Below are 18423 nucleotides of genomic sequence, written 5' to 3' on the forward strand. Positions count from 1 at the left end.
CGCTACTCCCCAGGTGGACCCGGTTCGTCCACCTGCGCCAACGCCCGGACCAGGTGCCGAAGCTCGAGCAGGTCGATCGTGCCCGACGGCTCGTTCTCGGCCGTCTCCACCCGTCCGAGCCGCTCCCCCGCCAGCCGCTCACCCAGGGTGACGTCCAGGGGCAGGAACGTCATCGCCCGCCGCGCCTCCTCCCCCAGTTCTCCGAGCTCCGGGTGGTACACCGCCACGTCGACCACCCCCTCGGCCTCGTCGACCTGCGCGACCACCCGGAAGTCGCCCAGCCGCAGCTTGTGGCCTGCCAGGTTGACCGTCACGTCGGTCGGGTCCGGCACCGGCGGCACCGAGTCGTGGTACTCCCAGATCATGTCCTCGGGCGGCGCCGCCTCGATCCACGCGTCCGTGTACGCCCGCAGCCGCGGGTCCTCCTGACCGCTCACGACCAGCGCGTAGATCGCCCGGTGCCCGCGTTCGAGGGAGAAGTGCAGATCCGGGTGCACCCCCGCGACCAGGTCGCACAGCTCGTTCTCGACCCGGTGCGGCTCTCCGTCGCCCAGCGCCGCGCTGGTGGTCGGCAGCAGGTCGAGCCAGCCGACCCAGAACGCCTCCGCGACCTCCCGCGGACTCGGCAGGTGCGCGACGGGCGCGGGTTCGGGGACCGGGTCGGGACGTCGTCGGCGGAACCAGCTCATGTGCCCATTCAACCGCGACGGCGGATCACCGGAGGCGCGAACGAGGTAGGTCGCGGTCGCACCGGGTTCCGGCGGCGCGCTCCACCAGTGCCCAGGCGGCCTCGTAGGCGCGTTGCACGGATGAGACGCCCACCGTCGGACCGGCGTTGACCAGGGCCGCGAACGCGGTCGCGGTGCTCGGGCTGAACGCGACGAACGCCGTGCAGCCGCGGGTGCCGCTGGAGTGGGAACAGCGGTTCCTGGCCCGACCGGCGGCGTTCGGCATGTGCAGCGGCCCTTGGTCGGTGCCACGGCGTTGCTGCCGTGGCCGCCCGTGAGTGCTTGCCCGTCGAGTCCAGCCCGACCCGACGCCACTGTCCTATCGGAAGGACCCATCGCGGCTCGCACCACCTGTACGAGTGACGAGAACCGCGACCGGAAGGGGTTTTCCGCCCCGGCCACCGTCGTACCCGCGGGTCCGGCTGCTCGAACGCTAGGGTCCGCCGTGTGCTGGTTCGACGTGAAGTGCCGGGGGACGTGGACGCCATCCGCGCGGTGACCGAGGCCGCGTTCGCCGCGCGGCCCGGTGGGGAGGCGCAACTGGTCGACCGGCTGCGGGCGGATCCGGGGTGGATCCCCGCGCTGTCGCTGGTGGCGGTCGTGGCCGGATCCGTTGTGGGGCACGTCGTGTGCACGCGGGCGACGCTGTCGGGTGAACCCGTGCTGGGGCTGGGGCCGTTGAGCGTCTCCCCGGAGCACCAGCGCGCCGGGGTCGGGAAGGCGTTGGCGCACACGGTGTTGGGTGCCGCCGACGCGCTCGGCGAGCCGCTGGTGGTGCTGCTCGGGGATCCCGGCTACTACTCGCGGTTCGGGTTCGAACTCGCGTCGGAGCACGGGATCGAGCCGCCGCAGGCCGAGTGGGCGCCCCACTTCCAGGTGCGGACGTTGAGCGCCCACCGGCCTTCGCTGCGCGGCCGGTTCCGGTACGCGGAGCCGTTCGAGCGGCTGTGACCATCCTGCGGGCGACGAGCGAGGAGTCGAAGTGCCGGAGATGCTGTCCGTCGACCTGCACGGGGTGTTCCGCAGCGACCGGGGCATCGACAGCGCGATCCGGACGGCGATCTTCCGGGCCAAGCGGGAGCGGATCGGGACCGTGGAGATCATTCCCGGCAAGGGGTCCGGGACGTTGAGGCGGCGGGTCTTGGCGGTGTTGGAACAGCCGCACCTGAAGAAGCTCTACCGGCGGGTGGAAGTGGATCCGGACAACGAGGGCCGGGTGCTGGTGCACTTCTGATGGGGTGGGGTAGCCGTCCAGAACCGCCACCCCACCTCATCAGCCCTGCGCGCTCAGGGTGAACGCCAGCGCGGCCATCGACGTGAAGTCGATCGCGGGTTCCGAGCTGGGCCACGACCGCAGGTCGTCGGCGAACACGGACGTCGTCGAGTCGAACCGCTTGGTGTAGCCCTTGGTGCACGGGGCCGAGCCCTCGGGCATCTCGCCGAGGTCGGAGAACAGGTCCGCGCCGTTCGGGCCGTTGACGACCGCGCCGACGAGCACCTTGCGACCGCCGTTGAGGCTGCCCGAAAGGTTGGCCGCCTGGTGCTGGGGGCAGTTCGGGAACGTGGTGCCGACGCCGATCATAAGCGTGGTGCCCCAGGCGTTGGCCCCCAACGTGAAGTCGCGCTGCCGGGTGCCGAAGGCGTCGTACGTGCGGTCGCCGGTGAGGCCGCGGTAGAGCTTCGCCGTCGCGACGAAGCCGAAGCTGCGCGGGGCGGCGTCGAACTGGGTGACGTCCACGGCCGTGCGGAACGGGCTGGTGGCCGCGGCGTCGACGCCCTGCTGGAGCTGCCGTTTGAGGTCGCCGACGAGCTGCGCCTCGGTGACCTCGGCGTCGCGGACGCCGGTGCGGAGCAGGCGCGCGAGGTCGGTGTGGGCCAAGGCGCTGGTGTTGTACAGGTTCAGGGTGTCGGTGTCCCCGCTGTCCAGGTACGCCTTCGCCCAGTGGGCGGCGGTGGTGGCCCAGCCCGCGGCGCGGCGGTCGCCCAGCGCCCTGCCCGCGAGCGCCAGCTGGGTGGCGCCGAACTCCAGGTCGTCGGCCCAGGAGTCCTCGGGGTAGTAGGCGTGCGGGAACGCGGTCACGAGCTCGCCGACGTCGGTGGTCCTGGCCTGGCCGAAGACGGAGGCGGCCTCCTCCAGGTACCGGTGCGCCTTCGCGGGGTCGCGCTTGGCCTCGACCTGGGCGGCGAGGGCGAACGCGGCGGAGACCCGGCCCGCGAGGTTGGGGCTGATGGGCTCGCCGGGAGGCGCGGCGCGGAAAACGGGGCGGTGCTTGATGAAGTAGTCCGGGTCGCCGGGCGCGACGGAGAGCCTGTCGTCGGCCTCGGGCAGCCGCCACACGTCGTGGTCGCCGTGGAAGCCCAGCTCCTCGCTGCCGGTGCCGATGCCGACCTGGGCGATGAGCGTCCCGGTCTTCGCGTCCCACACCTTGTCGAGCCACCTGAGGCCGAACTCCGTCTCCGCCTCCAGCGCGGGAGTGGGCCGGACGCGTTGGGCGTACAGGAGTTCCGCGAGCGAGTACGACGTGGCGTGGGTGAACTTGACGAAGTCGCCCGCGTCGAACCAGCCGCCCTCGACGTCGACCGGGCCGCCGATCCTCTTCAGCGGTTCGGCCACCTCGTCACCGCCCTCGCCCTTGAACACCGGGGTGTCGTAGACGTCGGCCCTGCGGTCGGTCAGGTGTGAGCGCTTGCGGTCCAGCCTGCCGGGGATCACGTCGGCGCCGTCGCGCTGGGCCTGGAAGAACTCGACGTTGGCCGCGGCCAGCGGCGCGTGGAGCGCGCGCACCGAGTCGACCTCGAAACCGGGGGACGTGGCACCGGCGACCTTGATCCGGTAGGTGCCGGTCCTCGTCAGCCCGCTGAAGTCGATCGGGTGCACGGCGCCGTAGCCCGCGTTCCAGCCGCCGAGCGACGCGCCGACCCTGCCGGTCAACGCCGTCCGGCCCGCGCTGTCCAGCACGGCGAACGCCGCTCCGGGGCTGGGCTTGGCCGCCAAGAGGTAGGCCTGCTTGGCCTCCGTGGTGCCGTAGCCGATCTGGTCGAGCCGGACCTGACCGGTCGCCGCCGCCTGCACGGGCACGCTGACCAGCCCCGATACCGCCACAGCCGTGGCGAGGGCGAGCGCGAGTCGCAATGGAACCCTCCAGTCGGGCCCGCGGCGGTGGCCCCATGGTTAAGAAAGTTGCCTAATTGCGGGGAAGGGTAGCCGCCGCGCGCCGGGGAGACCAGGCCCGCGCGTCACCAGTCCTCGGGCGGCTCCAGGAACGCCTTGCCGAGGTCGCGGGTCAGGGCCAGCGCCCGGCGGACCCACCTCTCGGACGCGCCCGCCATCCCGCAGGACGGCGTGGGCAGCGCGAGTCCGCTCAGGACGGTGCGCGGGAAACCGAGGCGGTCGGCCAGTTCCAGCGCGGGCTTGGCCACCCTGCGCAGGGTCACCTCGGTGCCGGGGTCGGTGCTCGGCACCAGACCCAGCCACAACGACGTGCCCGCCTGCCAGGCCTCGCCCAGCTCGTCCAGCACCGCCGGACCGGCACCGCGCAGCAGCGAGACGTCCAGCGCGACGGCGGTGGCACCGGCCTCGCGGAGCAGCGTCACGGGCGGTTTCGGGGCGCAGCAGTGGATGATCACGCCGGGGCCCGCCGCCTCGACGATCGCGGCGAGCACGTCGCGGGCGTCCGGACCGGGGACCGCGCGGACGGTGCCGAGCTTGGACGGCGTCGGCAGCAGCCCTTCCAGGACCGCGGGCAGGCCGGGCTCGTCGAGCTGCACGACGACCTGCGCGCCGGTGCGCTTGACGACCTCGGCGACGTGCAGCTTCAGGCCCTCGGCCAGCGACTCGGTGAACTCCTTGACGGCGCCCGGATCGGTGAGCACCCGGTGGCCGCGCACCAGCTCGATGTTGGACATCAGCGTCCACGGCCCGGCGACCTGGATCTTGACGACCTCGGCGCGCAGGTTCGTGCCCTGGAACGCCTCCTCGAACGCGTCCAGGTCGTACCGCATCAGGTCGACGGCACGGCGGTGGTGCCGGCCGGGGTGCGCGGTGACGCGGTAGCCCGACGGGACGACCTCGATCGGGATGTCGACGAGCAGCCCGGCGGTGCGGCCGATGATGTCGGCGCCCACACCGCGCTCGGGCAGCTCCGGGAGGTGCGGCAGCAGCGGCAGCTCGCCGAGGACGATGCGTGACGCCTCGTGCGGATCCGTGCCGGGCAGTGAGCCGATGCCGGTGGCGGAGCCCGGTTTCCAAGGGGTCGTGTTCACCGCGCCAGTCTCCCACCGGGGCGTGCGGCGGCGGGCCGGGTGCCCTGCCGCCGCCCACCGGGTCAGCGGTTCGTCGTGGCCAGGCCCTGCGGGGTGTTGCGCTCGCCCGCGGCGACGCCGTGCGGGGCGGCCTTGTCGATCGCGGCGAGATCGGCCGTGGTGAGCTTGATCGAGGCCGCGGCGGCGTTGTCCTCGAGCCAGCGGCGGCGCTTGGTGCCGGGGATCGGGATGGTGTCCTGGGCCAGCACCCACGCGAGCGCGAGCTGGCTCGCGGTGACGCCCTTGGCCCGCGCCAACGACTTCAGCACCTCGACGACGGCCACGTTGCGGGCGATGTTCTCCGGCGAGAACCACGGCAGGCCGCGGCGCGCGTCGTCTGGGGCGAGGTCGTCGACGGAGGTGATCTCGCCGGTCAGGAAGCCGCGGCCGAGCGGCGAGTACGGGACGAAGCCGATGCCCAGCTCGCGGCACGTCCGCAGCACGCCGTCGAGTTCGGGGCCGCGGGCGAACAGCGAGTACTCCGACTGCACGGCCGTGATCGGGTGGATGAGGTGGGCGCGGCGGATCGTCTCGGGCGAGACCTCCGACAGGCCGACGTAGCGGATCTTGCCCGCCATGAACATGTCGGCCATCGCGTCCATGGTGTCCTCGATGGGCACGTCCGGGTCGACGCGGTGCAGGTAGTAGAGGTCCACGTAGTCGGTGCCGAGGTGGCGCAGCGAGCGGTCGATGGCGCGGTGCGCGTAGTCGGGGCGGCCGTTGATGTCGTGGGCGAGGCCGTCGTCGTCGAACTCGGTGCCGAACTTCGTGGCCACCTGCACCTCGTCCCGGCGGCCCGCGATGGCCTTGCCGACCAGGATCTCGTTGGTGAAGGGCCCGTAGGCCTCGGCGGTGTCCAGGAAGGTGATGCCCAGGTCGAGGGCTCGGTGCAGGGTCGCGGTCGACTCCTCGTCGTCGCGCCCGCCGTAGAACGCGCTCATCCCCATGCAGCCGAGGCCCTGGGTCGAGACGAGGAGGCCCTGGCTCCCCAGTGGACGTCTGGTGATCGTGGTGCTGCTCTGGTCGGCCATCGAAACAGTCTTGCGGATTCGTCCCGCGGGTCCACGAACAGGCCACCCCAGGCACGTGAGCGACCCTCGGCAAAAGCAAAAGGTCTAGACCCATTGACGGGAGTGGTGTAGACCACATACGGTCACCATGTCGGTGCTCGCAGTTGCCGAGCGCCCCCGGATCGTGGTGTGGGAGCGCGTCGCGCCCCGCTCTCCCGCACCACTCCCCGACCCTTTTCCCCTGCCGGGAACGGCCGGTTCGGCTCCCTGCGCCGCACCGGCCCTTTCCGTTCTCCCAGCACCGTGTGACAGGGTGCGGTGATGGGACCAGCGGAGATGTTCGCGGCCGACGCCGCGTCCAACGCCCTCGGGATCGAACTGCTGCACCTCGACGAGGGCACCGCGCGGCTGTCGATGACGATCACGGCGCGGATGGTGAACGGCCACGGGATCGGCCACGGCGGGTACGTGTTCCTGCTCGCCGACAGCGCGTTCTCCTGCGCCTGCAACCGGGAGGGCTCGGTCACGGTCGCCGCCCAGGCGGAGATCGACTTCATCGCCCCGGTGCACGTGGGCGACGAACTGGTCGCCGACGCCGTCGAGCGCGCGTCGTTCGGCCGCAGCGGCATCTACGACATCACCGTGCGACGCGGCGACCAGGTCGTGGCGGAGTTCCGCGGCCGCAGCCGCACGCTGCGCTAGGCGGCATGCGACCACGGCCGTGCTCGTCGGATTCAGGGGCAGCAGCCGCACGCTGCGCTAGGCGGCGTGCGACCACGGCCGTGCTCGTCCCCGCTAGGCGCGGACCCCCGTTCGCGCGGCGGCGTTGAGCCCGACCACCTGGAGCGCCGCGAACCCCGCCACGGCAACGGCTTGCAGCACCACCAGGACGACGCCGAGCGCGGTGAGCGGGAACCAGTCCAGCTCGATCGCGAGCACGCTGTCCACGACCCACAGCACGTTGCCGAGGACCACGACCCTGACGATCGTGCGGTTGACCGCGGGCCGGGTGCCCACGAAGAAGACCCCGGCGCCGTAGGCGATCAGGAACGCGCCGATGCCGAGCGCGACGGGCAGCGGCAGGCCCAGCGCGGTGCCGAACGGGAGGGTGAGGACGCCGAGGCCCGCGGAGGCGAGGCCGTCGAGTCCGAGTGCGAACCGGAGGAGTCGATCGTTGGTCGTCATGGCCCGACCCTGCGGCCGCCGGCACTGCCGAAACCACACCGAACACTGCCGAGAACTGCCGATCAGCGACTGTCGACCTGCGAGAACAGGTCCGCGGCCACCAGCTTGGCCCCGGCGTTCTGCCAGTTGTGCAGGGTCCTCTCCGGCACCTGCCCCACGAACCACGCCAGCGCCTTCTTCGACTCCGGGTCGAGCCCCTCGCGCTTGGTCCGCACGCTGTACGGCCGGATCCCGGCGACGTAGTAGAAGTAGAGCGCGTTGTAGTGCCGCCACTCGTCGCTCGTGCCGAAGCCGCCGTCCTTCGGCTTCAGCCGCAGGACGCTCTCCAGCAGCAGCGCCTTGAGTTCCACCGCCCGTTCGACGGGCTGGTCGGCGGCACCCCGCGCGGCCAGCCGCTCCGCGATCGCGGGCAGGTTCGTCAGCGGGCTGGCGACCAGCTTGCCGAGGTCGCCGTAGTTGCCCAGCGCCCGCCGGGTCAGCCGGGCGAACTCCGCGCCGTCCAACTCCGCCAACGGATTCCGGCGTGGCAGCGCGTCGACGACCTCGCGGAGCGAGGCCCGGTCCTCCGCCAACCCCGGCAGGGCCAGCCTGTCCACGGCCGCCGCGAGCGGACTCGCGAACACCTGCACGGCGACGGCGGCGGCGATCGTGCCGTACAGCAGCGGTTCGAGGTGCGCGTCGGGGCGCAGCATGAACAGCGCGACCTGCGTGCCGAACACGAACGCCGTGCCCAGCGACGCGATCAGCGACCGCGTCATGTCCGCGCGCACGGCCTCGCCCTCGTGGAACGCGTCGGCCACCGCGACCGCGACGCCCAGCAGCACCAGGTCGAACCCGACGCACGCGAGCAGCGCCTGCCTCGGCAGCAGGTCGAAACCCAGCAGCAGCAACGCGTCGCCCATGCCGAACATGAGCGTCGCCGCCGCCACGACACCGCCGACGCGGGCGGGCCGGTGGCGCAGGAACAGCCCGAACGCCGCGGCCAGCGGCACCGCCGCGACGAGCGGGGAGAAGACCGAGACCGCCAGCACCGGCAGCGCGCCGAGCCGCCACCAGCGGTCGAAGCGCGGTGGCAGCCAGCAGGCGATCGTGCCGGTCCACGCCACCGCGGGCACCGCGAGCAGCACCGACGGCGCCGGGTCGAGCGCGACTACCACCGCGTAGGCGAGCAGTCCAGCCGCCGTTCGGTGGAGCACCGGCTTCCGGACGTCGCGGGCGAGCAGGTAAAGCCCCAGCCACCAGGCGAAACCGAACGGGACGACCATCGTGGACACCACCGCACGATCCTACGATCGGGCGAAGAATCGGCGCTCTATTGCGCGGCTTGAGAGCATGTGGCCCATGCCAGTCGAGGTGACGCTGCACCGAGCGGCCGAGGAACTCACGCGCGGGGACTTGGCCAACGTCCTGCGCGCACGCCAGAGACTGGCCGGTCTGGTCGGCAGCTACCCCACCCGGCTGGACCTCCGCGACAAGCTCGCGGCCGTGTACCGGGTGCTCGGCAACGGCGTGCAGGCAGGCCGCTGGAGCTACCTGTCCGAGGTGCGCGACGCCGTCGAGGTGATCGCGTTCGAGCACGCGTACAAGACGCCGGTCGCCCGGCTGACGGCGTTGAACTGGGTCGGCGGCGAGAACGCGGCGGAGACCGAGACCGCGCGGACCCGGCTGATGGCGCTGCACCGGGCCGCGACCGAGCAGATCCAGGACGAGCTGACCGTCGCGGAACAGCAGCAGCCCGGCCGGTCCTGGGTCACCTGCGCGCTGATGGCCGTCGGACTGGCGATCACGGCGCTGCTCATCGTGATGGGCGCCATCACCGTCGTGCGCTTCGGGTACCGCATGCTGGTGGCATGACCATCGACGTCGCGGCCGCCGCCGAACGCATCCGCCCGTACGCCCGCCGCACTCCCCTGTGGCGCGTCGAAGTGGACGGTCGACCGCTCGCGCTGAAGCTGGAACACCTGCAGCTGACCGGGTCCTTCAAGATCCGGGGCGCGCTGAACACGCTGCTCGCCGGGCCCGCGGTCGACCACGTGGTGACCGCGTCCGGCGGCAACCACGGACTGGGCGTGGCGAAGGCCGCGCAGCTGCTGGGAGTGGCGGCGACGGTGTACGTGCCCGTCTCCGCGCCCGACGGGAAGGTGCGGCGGATCGAGGCCGCCGGGGCGAAGCTGATCCGGCACGGCGCCACCTACGCCGAGGCCGCGGCGGCCGCCCGCGAGCACGACGGGGCCTACGTGGAGGCGTACGACGACCCGCTCGTCGTATCCGGGCAGGGCACCGTCGGACTGGAGATCGTCGCCGAACTGCCCGCCGTGGACTCGATCGCCGTCGCGGTCGGCGGCGGCGGGCTGGTCGCCGGGATCGCCGCCGCCGCGCACGGCAGGCTCACCGTGGCCGTCGAACCGGAGGGCTGCTCCGCGCTGCGCAACGCGCTGGCCGCCGGGGGACCCGTGGACGGCCCGGTCGACTCCGTCGCCTCGTCCGCGCTCGGCGCCACCCGTGTGGGTGAGGTGCCGTTCGAGGTCCTGAAGTCCGCCGCGGTCACGTCGCTGCTGGTCACCGACTCGGAGCTGCTGGCGGCCCGCGACCGGCTGTGGGAGGAGTTCCGGCTCGCCGTGGAACCCGCCGCCGCCGTCCCGTTCGCGGCGTTCCTGGCGGGCACCGTGCCCGGTGACCTGCCGTGCGTGGTCCTGTGCGGGGCGAACACCGACTGGACCCCCTGACGGCGGGGTGGGACGCTGGGCGGGTGACCGACACCGACGTTATCGACGGGCTCGTCACCCAGCTCGGCTCCTACGGGGTCCGGACTTCCCAGCTGTTCGGCAAACCGGCCCTCAAGGACGTCGAGGGCAAGACCTTCGCGTGCCTGCACGACGGCGCGCTCGCGTGCCGCCTCGGGCAGGGCACCCAAGCCCACACCGAGGCCATGGCGATGGGCGACACGCACCTGTTCGACCCCTCCGGCCAGGGCAGGCCGATGCGGGACTGGGTGAGCCTGCCGGAGGCGCACTCCGCGCGGTGGGCCGAGTTCGCGTCCGCGGCGATGTCGGTGCCGCACTAGGCGTACGTCCGGTGACGTAGACGGGTCTGCCGCTCCACGGCGGACGTGGTTCCGGCCTGTCGTGAGCATGATCAGGTGCCATGACCACACGCGTCGGGTACTGGGTCAGCATCGTGCTGTTCACCAGCGGCCTTTTCCACCTGCTCGTGTTCGCCGTGGACGGCGGACCGTGGGAAGGGCCCGTGTCGTGGCGCAAGCCGGTGACGTTCGGGCTGTCGTTCGGGCTGACGCTGGCCTCCGTGGTGTGGGTCGGGACGCTGATCCGGGTGCGGCCGTTCGTCGTGGCGCTGTTCACCGCCGCCTCGGTGTACGAGGTCGCGGGGATCACGGTGCAGGCTTGGCGCGGGGTGCCGTCGCACTTCAACTTCGAGACGCCGTTCGACACCGCGATCACCGCGGGGTTGGCGTTCGGGGGTGGGGTGATCATCTTCGTGGTGGTGTGGTTCTTGGTCACGGCTCTGCGCGCTCGGCATCTGACGCCGAGCATGGGGGTGGCCGTGCGCGTCGGGGCGGCGACGTTCCTGATGGCGATGGTGTTCGGGGCGGTGATGATCGCTCGAGGGACAGTCCTGGCCCGGACCGGGCATGTGGCGGAGGCTTACAGCAGCGCGGGGTTCTTCAAGCCGGCGCACGGGGTCGCCATGCACGGGGTGTTGGTGCTGCCGTTGCTGGCTTGGGGGTTGACGTTTGCGGCGGTGGATGAGGTGCGGCGTAGGCGGGTGGTCGTGTGGGTTTCGGCGGGGTATGTGGTGTTGGTTGGTGGGGCTGTGTGGTGGTCGTTGGTGGGGTAGGGGGTGCCTGTTGTGTCCACCGTGCGGAGCCCGGCCCCCGGTGCGCGATTATCTCAATGCCACACCCCAGTTTGTCAAGGCGGGAAAGATGCCTTGACAAACTGGGGTGTGGCAGGAGGGCGCTGTGTATCGGGGGCAGGGGTAGGTCTGGCTTCACCAGCATCAGGCTGCGCCTGACTTGGGCATCGGGCTGCGCCCGACGTGGTGTGGGGGCTGGTCAGGCGGTGGTGTTGATGGTGGCGCTGGCCAGCACTAGGTCGCCGTTGGCGTCCGGGCGGTAGAGGGCGACGGCCTGGCCGGGGGCGACGCCGGTGAGGGGTTCGCGGAGGTGGACCTGGAGGTGGCCGTCCACCAGTTCCGCGACGGCGGGGGCGGTGCCGCCGTGGGCGCGGACCTGGGCGACGCACTCCAGGGGGCCGGTCAGGGGGGTGCCGGAGGGCCAGGAGGTGCGGGTGGCGGTGATCGTGGTGACGGCGAGCTTCTCGGCGGCGCCGACGCGGACGTTGCCGGAGACGGGTTCCAATGAAAGGACGTAGCGGGGGCGGCCGTCGGAGGCGGGGGCGTCGATGCCGAGGCCCTTGCGCTGGCCGATGGTGAACTCGTGGACGCCCGCGTGGCGGCCGAGGACGGCGCCGGTGGCGTCGTCGATCAGCAGGCCGGGCGACTGGCCGAGGCGGTTGCCGAGGAACTTCTGGGTGTCGCCGTCGGGGATGAAGCAGATGTCGTGGCTGTCCGGCTTCTCCGCCACGGCGAGACCGCGGGTGGCCGCCTCGATCCGGACGTCGGCCTTGGTGCTGCCGCCCAGCGGGAACATGGCGTGCGAGAGCTGCTCGCGGGTGAGCGAGGCGAGCACGTACGACTGGTCCTTGCCGTCGTCGGCGCTGCGGCGCAGCTCGACGACACCGTCCTCGGTGGACAGCCGGGCGTAGTGGCCGGTGCAGACGGCGTCGAAGCCGAGGGCGATCGCCTTGTCCAGCAGCGCCTCGAACTTGATCCGCTCGTTGCAGCGCAGGCACGGGTTGGGGGTGCGGCCCGCCGCGTACTCGGCGACGAAGTCCTCCACCACGTCCTCGGTGAAGCGCTCGGCGAAGTCCCACACGTAGAACGGGATGCCCATCAGGTCCGCCGCGCGGCGGGCGTCGTGGGCGTCCTCGATGGTGCAGCAGCCGCGGGCGCCGGTGCGCAGCGTGCCCGGCTTGGCCGACAGCGCGAGGTGCACGCCGGTCACGTCGTGGCCCGCCTCGACCGCGCGCGCGGCCGCCACCGCGGAGTCGACTCCGCCGCTCATCGCCGCGAGCACCCGCATCCCGCTACACCTCCGCCTTGACGTTCTTGCTCTTGGAGCGGCGCATCCCGGCCAGGCCGGCGTTGCGCGCGCGTTCCACGACCGGGCCGATGGCCTCGGCGAGGTCCTGCACGTCCCGCGCGGTCGACGTGTGCCCCAGGGAGAACCGCAGGGACCCGCGCGACAGCGCCGGTTCGACGTCCATCGCGAGCAGCACGTGGCTCGGCTGGGCCACGCCCGCGGTGCAGGCGGAGCCGGTGGAGCACTCGATGCCCTTGGCGTCGAGCAGCATCAGCAGGCTGTCGCCCTCGCAGCCGGGGAACGTCAGGTGGGCGTTGCCGGGCAGCCGCAGCGGGCCGGGGTCGCCGTTCACGATCGCGTCCGGGACGACCCGGCGCACGGAGGCGATCAGCTCGTCGCGCAGCGCGGCCACCTCGACGGCGTTCGCGGGCTGGTCCTCCACCGCGCGCCGCACGGCCGTCGCGAGACCGACGATCGCGGGCACGTCCAGGGTGCCGGAGCGCACGTCGCGCTCCTGGCCGCCGCCGTGCAGCAGCGGCGTGCACGCCACGTCGCGGCCCAGCAGCAGCACGCCGACGCCGTAGGGTCCGCCGACCTTGTGGCCGGTCATCGTCAGCGCGTTCGCACCGGAGGCCTTGAAGTCGACCGGGACCGCGCCGACGGCCTGCACGGCGTCGGTGTGGAACGGGACCCCGTGCTCGGCGGCGACGGCGGCCAGCTCGGCGACCGGGTTGATCGTGCCGACCTCGTTGTTCGCCCACATCGCCGTGACCAGCGCCACGTCGTCGCCCTGGATCGCCTCGCGCAGCACGTCGGGGTGCACGCGGCCGTACCGGTCGGTGTCGAGCCAGGTGACCTCGGCGCCGTCCTGGTCGGCGAGCCACTGCACCGCGTCCAGCACGGCGTGGTGCTCGACGGCCGAGGCCAGCACGCGCCTGCGCAGCGGGTCGGCGGCGCGGCGGGCCCAGAAGACGCCCTTGACGGCCAGGTTGTCGCTCTCGGTGCCGCCGCTGGTGAAGACGACCTCCGACGGCCGGGCGCCCAGCGCGTCCGCGATGTCCTCGCGGGCCTCCTCGACGGCGCGGCGCGCGCGCCTGCCCGAGGTGTGCAGGGACGAGGCGTTGCCCAAGGTGGACAAAGCCCGCGTCATCGCCGTGATCGCAGCGGGGTGCATCGGCGTCGTGGCGGCATGATCGAGGTAGGCCATCGCGCTCCCAGCGTAGCCCGTTCAGCGAACCGGTTCGGTGCGCGCTCCCGTCAGGAAGGCCCCGAGGACCGCGAGGGCGGCCATGGCGAGGTCGAACGGGATGATCGCGGCCGTCGGGACGGCGGTGGAGGCGAACGTCGTGACCACGACACCGCCGAGGCCGACCAGCAGCGCGGAGCCCAGCATGTCGCTGATCTGCACCGCGGAGGAGTTGAAGCCCCGGTCGGCGTCGGTGGAGGAGGCCAGCACGAGCACGCTCACGCTGGACATCGCCAGGCCCATCCCGGAGCCCGCGATGGCCCACAGGGGCGCCGTCGCCCACGCCGGGCCCCACGTCGGGGCGATCAACGTCACGCCCGCGATGCCGGTGGCGTTGAGCACGAAGCCCCACCGGACGAGCGTGCCGCGCGGGATGTCGGGCCTGCGGGACTGCCACATCGAGGCGGTCGACCAGCCGAGCGCGCTCAGCGTGAGCGGGATGCCGGAGGCGAGCGGCGAGTAGCCGTGGACGGAGGTCAGGGTGAGCGGGATGAACGCCTCGGTCGCGAAGAACGAGCCCGCGAGCATCCCGCGGGCCAGCACCGTGACGGGGAGGCCGCGCTTGGCGCGCAGCGTGCCCTTGGGCAGCAGGACCAGCAGCGACGGCACCAGCACGGCGATGCCCGCCAGGCCGAGGACCAGGTTCAGCCCGCTCGGGTGCTGGGCGGCCCAGCTCAGCGCCGAGACGCCCGCGCCGCCGCCGACGGCCGAGAGCAGCAGGCCCCGGCGGGCCGGGACGACGCCGTCCACGTGCTTCGGCAGCGTGCGCAGGACCGGGACCAGCAGGACGAAGCCGATCAGCACGAGCGGCGCCAGCGCGAGGAACACCAGCCGCCAGGTGAGGTGCTCGGTGAAGAAGCCCGCGAGCGCCGGGCCGACCAGCGACGGCACGACCCAAGCCGCGGCCAGCGCGCCGAACACCGCGGGGCGGTCGCGCGCCGGGTAGACGAGGCCGATCACCACGTAGATGGCCACGATCTGCATTCCCGCGCCGAAGCCCTGGAGGACGCGGCCCGCGAGCAGCACCCCCATCTGCTGGGCGAACCCGGCGGTCAGCAGCCCGGCGAGGAACACCAGCGGACCCGCCAGCAGCACGGGCTTGGGGCCGCGCAGGTCGCAGAACCGGCCGGACAGCACCGTCGCGACCACGCTGGAGGCCAGGAACGCGACGAACGGCCAGGCGTACAGCTCGTCACCGCGCAGGTCCGCGACCATCCGCGGCATCGCCGTGCTGACGCCCATCGCCTCGAACGCCAGCAGGGTGACCAGGAGGACGATCCCCGCGGTCGGCCCTCGGCGGTCCGGGGCCCACAGCCTGCTCTTCTCCGCGCTCTCGGTGGTGCTCACCGCCCTATCGTTCAACCTCGACCGGGGTCGAGGTCAAGTCGATATGCGGCCTGGTGAGCGCGCCGTGCAGCACCCGCTCGGCCTCGCGCTGGGCGAGACCGGCCAGTTCGCGGCGGGTGGACGCGCGGCCCGGCGCGATCTCGTCGAGCACGTGCACGTCGACCACGAGGCCGCGCAGCCGGACCACGCGGCGGATCGAGTCCGCCAGGGTGTCCGTCCCGACGAACGCGGGCGCGGTCGTCGGCGAGCCGTCGCCCAGCCGGTAGCGCAGCACGACCGGGCGCACCGGGACGCCCGCGTCCAGCGCGGCCTGGAACAGCGCGGGCCGGTAGCCGCCGGACGCGAGGCCGCACCAGGTCGTGCCCTCGGCGTGGATGCCGACGGCGGCCCCGTCGCGCAGGGCGCCGGCCAGTTCGGCGACCGTGCCGGGCAGCAGCGACAGCCGTTCGCGGTCGAGGTACACCGTGCGCGCGGCGGTGACCAGCCACCCGAGCACCGGCCAGTCGCGGATGTCCTTCTTCGCCACCAGCCGGATCGGCTGCACGCCGTCGATCGCCAGCTCGTCCAGCCACGACACGTGGTTGCTGACCACCAGCACGCCGCGGCCCTCGGTCTCCTGGAACCGGACGGCCCCGTGCACCCGGAGCCGGGCGCCGAACGCGCGCAGCAGCGTGCGGAACCACTGGCGCAGCAGGCTTTCGCGGGCGTGGCCGCGCAGCACCAGCAGACATGCGACGACAAGCAGCCCTGCCAGCATCACGGTGGCCGCGGCCATCAGCCGGAACGCCGCCCTGGCCGCGCCGACCCGTGGCGCCGAGTGGTCAAGGCAACCGGCGCCGCACGGCGAGTGCGGCATCCAGGCGTGCGTCACGGCGCTTCCCCGAGGAAGTACTTGAGGTAGCGCCTGTCCATCCGGGACGGGTTCATCAGGATGAACAGGTCCGCGACGCCGAAGTCCTCGTCCAGCGCGGGCGGGCCGCACACCTGGGCGCCCATCCGCAGGTAGCCCTTGAGCAGCGGCGGCAGCACCGTCCTGCCGGGAGCGGCGCCGGGGGTCCAGGGGTTCAGCGGCCGCACCCGGAACTCCTCGGGCGCGTAGTGCTTCGCGCGCACCGCGTCCCACACGCCGGAAGCGTGCTCGCCGCCGTCGGCCAGCGACACCGACGCGCACCCGGCGAGCCAGGTGTGGCCCGACAGCAGCATGTACCGCGCGATGCCCGCCCACACCAGGCTGACGACGGCGCCGCCGCGGTGGTCGGGGTGCACGCAGGACCGACCGGTCTCGACCAGGGTGTGGCGCAGGCCCGCCAGGTTCGACAGGTCGAACTCCGTCTCCGAGTACAGGCCGCCCGCCTCGCGGGCCCGGTCCGGCGGGAGCATCCGGTAGGTGCCCACGATCTCGCCCGACGCGTCGTCGCGGACCACGAGGTGGTCGCAGAACTCGTCGAACCGGTCGACGTCGTGGCCCGCCACGGGCGTGTGCAGGGAAGCGCCCATCTCCCCGGCGAACACCTGGTGGCGGAGCCGTTGCGCGGCAACGACTTCGGCGCTGTCACGGGCGACCAGGAGGGAGTACCCTGGCGTGCCGGTCGCGGGCCTTGCGGTGCTGACAAGCAGTTGCGGCTGCGTCATGTCCCAAGGTCTACCGACCTGACGGGTACCGGCGGCAGGTCGAAGCGATGACGCGTGCGTGCCATCTCGATGAATGGCCGGTTCCCGGTCCGGCCCGAAAGGCCTGCTGGGGCGGAGTGGCACCCGCACGGCAGGGTTCGATGTGTCCACCACCCGCTCACCCGAGGAGACCACGTGGAGGTCAGGCGGTTCCGCCCACCACCGGGATGGCCCAGGCCGCCCCAGGGCTGGGTGCCTCCCCCTGGCTGGGCGCCGGACCCCTCCTGGCCACCCGCGCCCGCGGGCTGGCAGTTCTGGGGCCCGGTCGCGCAGGCGCACATGACCGCACCCGTGCCGCGGATACAGGTGCCCGTGGTCCCGCCCGTGGCGACGAACGCGTTCGGCAGCCGCCGCAAGGCGCTGGAAGCCGAGAACGCCCGGTTGCGCCAGGCGCTCGCCAGCGCGGGCGCGCTGGAGGACTCGGTGCGCGCCGAGGGCATCCGGATGATGGAGACCCAGCTCCAGAACGTGCTGGCGCAGGTGTCGCAGGCCCGCGCGGAGCTGGCGGCCGTCCGGGACGAGCTGATCAACGCCCAGGACGCGGCGGTGCTCCAGTCGGCCGGGGTGTACGCCTACGCGCACCCGTTGGACGACGCGGTCGGGTACAAGGACCGGATCGCGAAGATCAAGGAGGACACCAAGGCCTTCGTGCGCACCGGCAACGCGGTGACGGCCACGACGAACTGGCAGGTCAACGGGTCGTTGAGCGAGGGCAAGAAGATGGTCGACGACTTCTCGAAGCTGCTGCTGCGGGCGTACAACACCGAGGCGGACAACTGCGTGCGCACGGTGCGGCCGCAGTCGCGGCAGAACTCCGTCGAGCGGCTGACCAAGATCTCCGAGACGATCGCCAGGCTCGGCCAGTCGATGGAGATCCGCGTCGACGACCGCTACCACCGGCTGCGCTGCGCGGAGATCGTGCTGACCGCCGACCACCGGGCGAAGGTGGAGGCGGAGAAGGAGGAGGCCCGCCTGCTGCGCGAGGAGATGCGCGAGCAGGCCGCGGCGGCGCGGGACTACGAGCGCGCGCGGGCCAAGTGGGACAAGGAGCGCGCGCACGTGGAGAGCTCGCTGGGCGCGCTCATCCGGCGGGGCGACGGCGAGGGGGTCGCCGCGCTGGCGCTGCGCAGCCGCCTGGAGGAGATCGAGGCCGGACGGGCCGAGGTCGACGAGCAGGCGGACGACGCCCGCGCCGGGCACGTGTACGTGATCAGCAACGTCGGCGCGTTCGGCGAGGGCGTGGTGAAGATCGGGATGACCCGGCGGCTCGACCCGCACGACCGGATCCGCGAACTGGGCGACGCCTCCGTGCCGTTCCGGTTCGACGTGCACGCGATCGTGCAGAACCGGGACGCCGTGGGTTTGGTGCGCGAACTGCACACCCGGTTCGCCGACCGGCGCGTCAACCAGGTGAACCAGCGCCGCGAGTTCTTCCGCGCCACCCCCGCTGAAGTGCTCGCCGCGTTCCGCGACATCCCCGACTCCGGCCTCGTCGACTTCACCGAACGCCCCGACGCCGCCGAATGGCGCTCCAGCACCATGTAACCCGCGAGTCGAACACTCAGACACCCCGTGTCGAACACTCAGGCACCCCCATTCGTGGCCGGGGGAAAGTCCACGGTGTCCGGGTGTTCGACACGAGGTGTCTGGGGGTTCGACACGAGGTGCCTGGCGGTTCGACACGAGGTGCCTGAGCGTTCGACACGGGGTGTCTGGGGGTTCGACTCGCGCAGGGGGAAGGGCCGGTCCGTGTGGGCCGGCCCTTCGGGTGGT

At 72.5% G+C, this 18423-nt stretch carries 20 protein-coding genes; 8 read left to right on the top strand and 12 right to left on the bottom strand.

The features are described from left to right. Window positions 1-2: 2 nt before the first annotated feature. Together RM788_RS17480 and RM788_RS17485 are read right to left on the bottom strand one after the other, a co-directional pair. Complete coding sequence (locus RM788_RS17480; protein WP_315932753.1) at window positions 3-689, bottom strand: type II toxin-antitoxin system RelE family toxin; 687 nt, start codon at window positions 687-689, stop codon at window positions 3-5. 25 nt (window positions 690-714) lie between these two features. Next, on the bottom strand, window positions 715-954 hold the full coding sequence (locus RM788_RS17485) for a hypothetical protein (RefSeq protein WP_315932754.1): 240 nt from the start codon (window positions 952-954) through the stop codon (window positions 715-717). 221 nt (window positions 955-1175) lie between these two features. Here RM788_RS17485 and RM788_RS17490 point away from each other — a divergent pair, with 221 nt between their 5' ends. Further along, window positions 1176-1679 (top strand): GNAT family N-acetyltransferase, encoded by a 504-nt coding sequence (locus RM788_RS17490; RefSeq protein ID WP_315932755.1) that lies wholly within the window; start codon window positions 1176-1178, stop codon window positions 1677-1679. A gap of 40 nt (window positions 1680-1719) precedes the next feature. Continuing rightward, window positions 1720-1962 carry a Smr/MutS family protein gene (locus RM788_RS17495; RefSeq protein WP_315934661.1) on the top strand — a complete coding sequence of 81 codons (243 nt, stop codon included), beginning with the start codon at window positions 1720-1722 and terminating at the stop codon, window positions 1960-1962. 39 nt (window positions 1963-2001) lie between these two features. On the opposite strand, the gene RM788_RS17500 is transcribed toward RM788_RS17495, so the two are convergent. The 3 genes from RM788_RS17500 to RM788_RS17510 form a co-directional block, all read right to left on the bottom strand. Then, the gene (locus tag RM788_RS17500; RefSeq protein WP_315932756.1) at window positions 2002-3861 is read right to left on the bottom strand and encodes a glycoside hydrolase family 9 protein; all 1860 of its coding nucleotides are present in this window, start codon (window positions 3859-3861) and stop codon (window positions 2002-2004) included. A gap of 104 nt (window positions 3862-3965) precedes the next feature. Further along, complete coding sequence (locus RM788_RS17505; protein WP_315932757.1) at window positions 3966-4991, bottom strand: uroporphyrinogen decarboxylase/cobalamine-independent methonine synthase family protein; 1026 nt, start codon at window positions 4989-4991, stop codon at window positions 3966-3968. A gap of 62 nt (window positions 4992-5053) precedes the next feature. After that, window positions 5054-6061, bottom strand: coding sequence for an aldo/keto reductase (locus RM788_RS17510; protein ID WP_315932758.1), 1008 nt, complete (start codon window positions 6059-6061; stop codon window positions 5054-5056). A 315-nt stretch (window positions 6062-6376) separates the two neighbouring features. On the opposite strand from RM788_RS17510, the gene paaI reads away from it, so the two are divergent. Next, window positions 6377-6742: a hydroxyphenylacetyl-CoA thioesterase PaaI gene (paaI, locus tag RM788_RS17515; RefSeq protein ID WP_315934662.1), complete on the top strand. Its 366-nt coding sequence runs from the start codon at window positions 6377-6379 to the stop codon at window positions 6740-6742. Between the two features lie 93 nt (window positions 6743-6835). Here paaI and RM788_RS17520 read toward each other — a convergent pair whose 3' ends face one another. Both RM788_RS17520 and RM788_RS17525 read right to left on the bottom strand, forming a co-directional pair. Continuing rightward, window positions 6836-7225 (bottom strand): hypothetical protein, encoded by a 390-nt coding sequence (locus tag RM788_RS17520; protein ID WP_315932759.1) that lies wholly within the window; start codon window positions 7223-7225, stop codon window positions 6836-6838. Window positions 7226-7287: 62 nt separating this feature from the next. Next, window positions 7288-8502, bottom strand: a complete 1215-nt coding sequence (locus RM788_RS17525) for a hypothetical protein (RefSeq protein ID WP_315932760.1) — start codon at window positions 8500-8502, stop codon at window positions 7288-7290. Window positions 8503-8566: 64 nt separating this feature from the next. On the opposite strand from RM788_RS17525, the gene RM788_RS17530 reads away from it, so the two are divergent. From RM788_RS17530 to RM788_RS17545, 4 genes are all read left to right on the top strand, one after another. After that, entirely contained in the window at window positions 8567-9079 is a 513-nt protein-coding gene (locus tag RM788_RS17530; protein ID WP_315932761.1) for a DUF6584 family protein, read from the top strand. Beyond that, a complete protein-coding gene (locus RM788_RS17535) occupies window positions 9076-9951 on the top strand; it encodes a serine/threonine dehydratase (protein WP_315932762.1) in 876 nt (291 codons plus the stop codon). Before RM788_RS17530 ends, RM788_RS17535 begins: the two co-directional genes overlap by 4 nt. Before the next feature lie 23 nt (window positions 9952-9974). Then, window positions 9975-10289 (top strand): hypothetical protein, encoded by a 315-nt coding sequence (locus RM788_RS17540; RefSeq protein WP_315932763.1) that lies wholly within the window; start codon window positions 9975-9977, stop codon window positions 10287-10289. A gap of 80 nt (window positions 10290-10369) precedes the next feature. Next, window positions 10370-11080, top strand: a complete 711-nt coding sequence (locus RM788_RS17545) for a hypothetical protein (protein WP_315932764.1) — start codon at window positions 10370-10372, stop codon at window positions 11078-11080. A gap of 217 nt (window positions 11081-11297) precedes the next feature. On the opposite strand, the gene mnmA is transcribed toward RM788_RS17545, so the two are convergent. Genes mnmA through RM788_RS17570 form a run of 5 tightly spaced genes read right to left on the bottom strand, consistent with a single transcriptional unit; the run spans window position 11298 to window position 16611 of the window. Next, entirely contained in the window at window positions 11298-12386 is a 1089-nt protein-coding gene (mnmA, locus tag RM788_RS17550; RefSeq protein WP_315932765.1) for a tRNA 2-thiouridine(34) synthase MnmA, read from the bottom strand. A 4-nt stretch (window positions 12387-12390) separates the two neighbouring features. Beyond that, on the bottom strand, window positions 12391-13593 hold the full coding sequence (locus RM788_RS17555) for a cysteine desulfurase family protein (protein ID WP_315932766.1): 1203 nt from the start codon (window positions 13591-13593) through the stop codon (window positions 12391-12393). A 21-nt stretch (window positions 13594-13614) separates the two neighbouring features. Further along, entirely contained in the window at window positions 13615-14979 is a 1365-nt protein-coding gene (locus RM788_RS17560) for an MFS transporter (protein WP_315932767.1), read from the bottom strand. Window positions 14980-14983: 4 nt separating this feature from the next. Next, window positions 14984-15850, bottom strand: a complete 867-nt coding sequence (locus RM788_RS17565; protein WP_315932768.1) for a lysophospholipid acyltransferase family protein — start codon at window positions 15848-15850, stop codon at window positions 14984-14986. Continuing rightward, window positions 15847-16611, bottom strand: a complete 765-nt coding sequence (locus RM788_RS17570; protein WP_315932769.1) for a GNAT family N-acetyltransferase — start codon at window positions 16609-16611, stop codon at window positions 15847-15849. Before RM788_RS17570 ends, RM788_RS17565 begins: the two co-directional genes overlap by 4 nt. A 174-nt stretch (window positions 16612-16785) precedes the next feature. Here RM788_RS17570 and RM788_RS17575 point away from each other — a divergent pair, with 174 nt between their 5' ends. Then, window positions 16786-18195 (top strand): SNIPE associated domain-containing protein, encoded by a 1410-nt coding sequence (locus RM788_RS17575; RefSeq protein ID WP_315932770.1) that lies wholly within the window; start codon window positions 16786-16788, stop codon window positions 18193-18195. The last annotated feature ends 228 nt before the right edge of the window (window positions 18196-18423 follow it).

Origin of the sequence: Umezawaea sp. Da 62-37 (assembly GCF_032460545.1) — a bacterium.
Classification (GTDB): domain Bacteria; phylum Actinomycetota; class Actinomycetes; order Mycobacteriales; family Pseudonocardiaceae; genus Umezawaea.

Bases quoted from the DNA above. Each gene is read 5' to 3' on its own strand.
- RM788_RS17480 (WP_315932753.1), bottom strand. From the start codon at position 689: ATGAGCTGGTTCCGCCGACGACGTCCCGACCCGGTCCCCGAACCCGCG.
- RM788_RS17485 (WP_315932754.1), bottom strand. From the start codon at position 954: ATGCCGAACGCCGCCGGTCGGGCCAGGAACCGCTGTTCCCACTCCAGC.
- RM788_RS17495 (WP_315934661.1), top strand. From the start codon at position 1,720: ATGCTGTCCGTCGACCTGCACGGGGTGTTCCGCAGCGACCGGGGCATC.
- RM788_RS17510 (WP_315932758.1), bottom strand. From the start codon at position 6,061: ATGGCCGACCAGAGCAGCACCACGATCACCAGACGTCCACTGGGGAGC.
- paaI (WP_315934662.1), top strand. From the start codon at position 6,377: ATGTTCGCGGCCGACGCCGCGTCCAACGCCCTCGGGATCGAACTGCTG.
- RM788_RS17520 (WP_315932759.1), bottom strand. From the start codon at position 7,225: ATGACGACCAACGATCGACTCCTCCGGTTCGCACTCGGACTCGACGGC.
- RM788_RS17530 (WP_315932761.1), top strand. From the start codon at position 8,567: ATGCCAGTCGAGGTGACGCTGCACCGAGCGGCCGAGGAACTCACGCGC.
- RM788_RS17535 (WP_315932762.1), top strand. From the start codon at position 9,076: ATGACCATCGACGTCGCGGCCGCCGCCGAACGCATCCGCCCGTACGCC.
- RM788_RS17545 (WP_315932764.1), top strand. From the start codon at position 10,370: ATGACCACACGCGTCGGGTACTGGGTCAGCATCGTGCTGTTCACCAGC.
- mnmA (WP_315932765.1), bottom strand. From the start codon at position 12,386: ATGCGGGTGCTCGCGGCGATGAGCGGCGGAGTCGACTCCGCGGTGGCG.
- RM788_RS17555 (WP_315932766.1), bottom strand. From the start codon at position 13,593: ATGGCCTACCTCGATCATGCCGCCACGACGCCGATGCACCCCGCTGCG.
- RM788_RS17570 (WP_315932769.1), bottom strand. From the start codon at position 16,611: ATGACGCAGCCGCAACTGCTTGTCAGCACCGCAAGGCCCGCGACCGGC.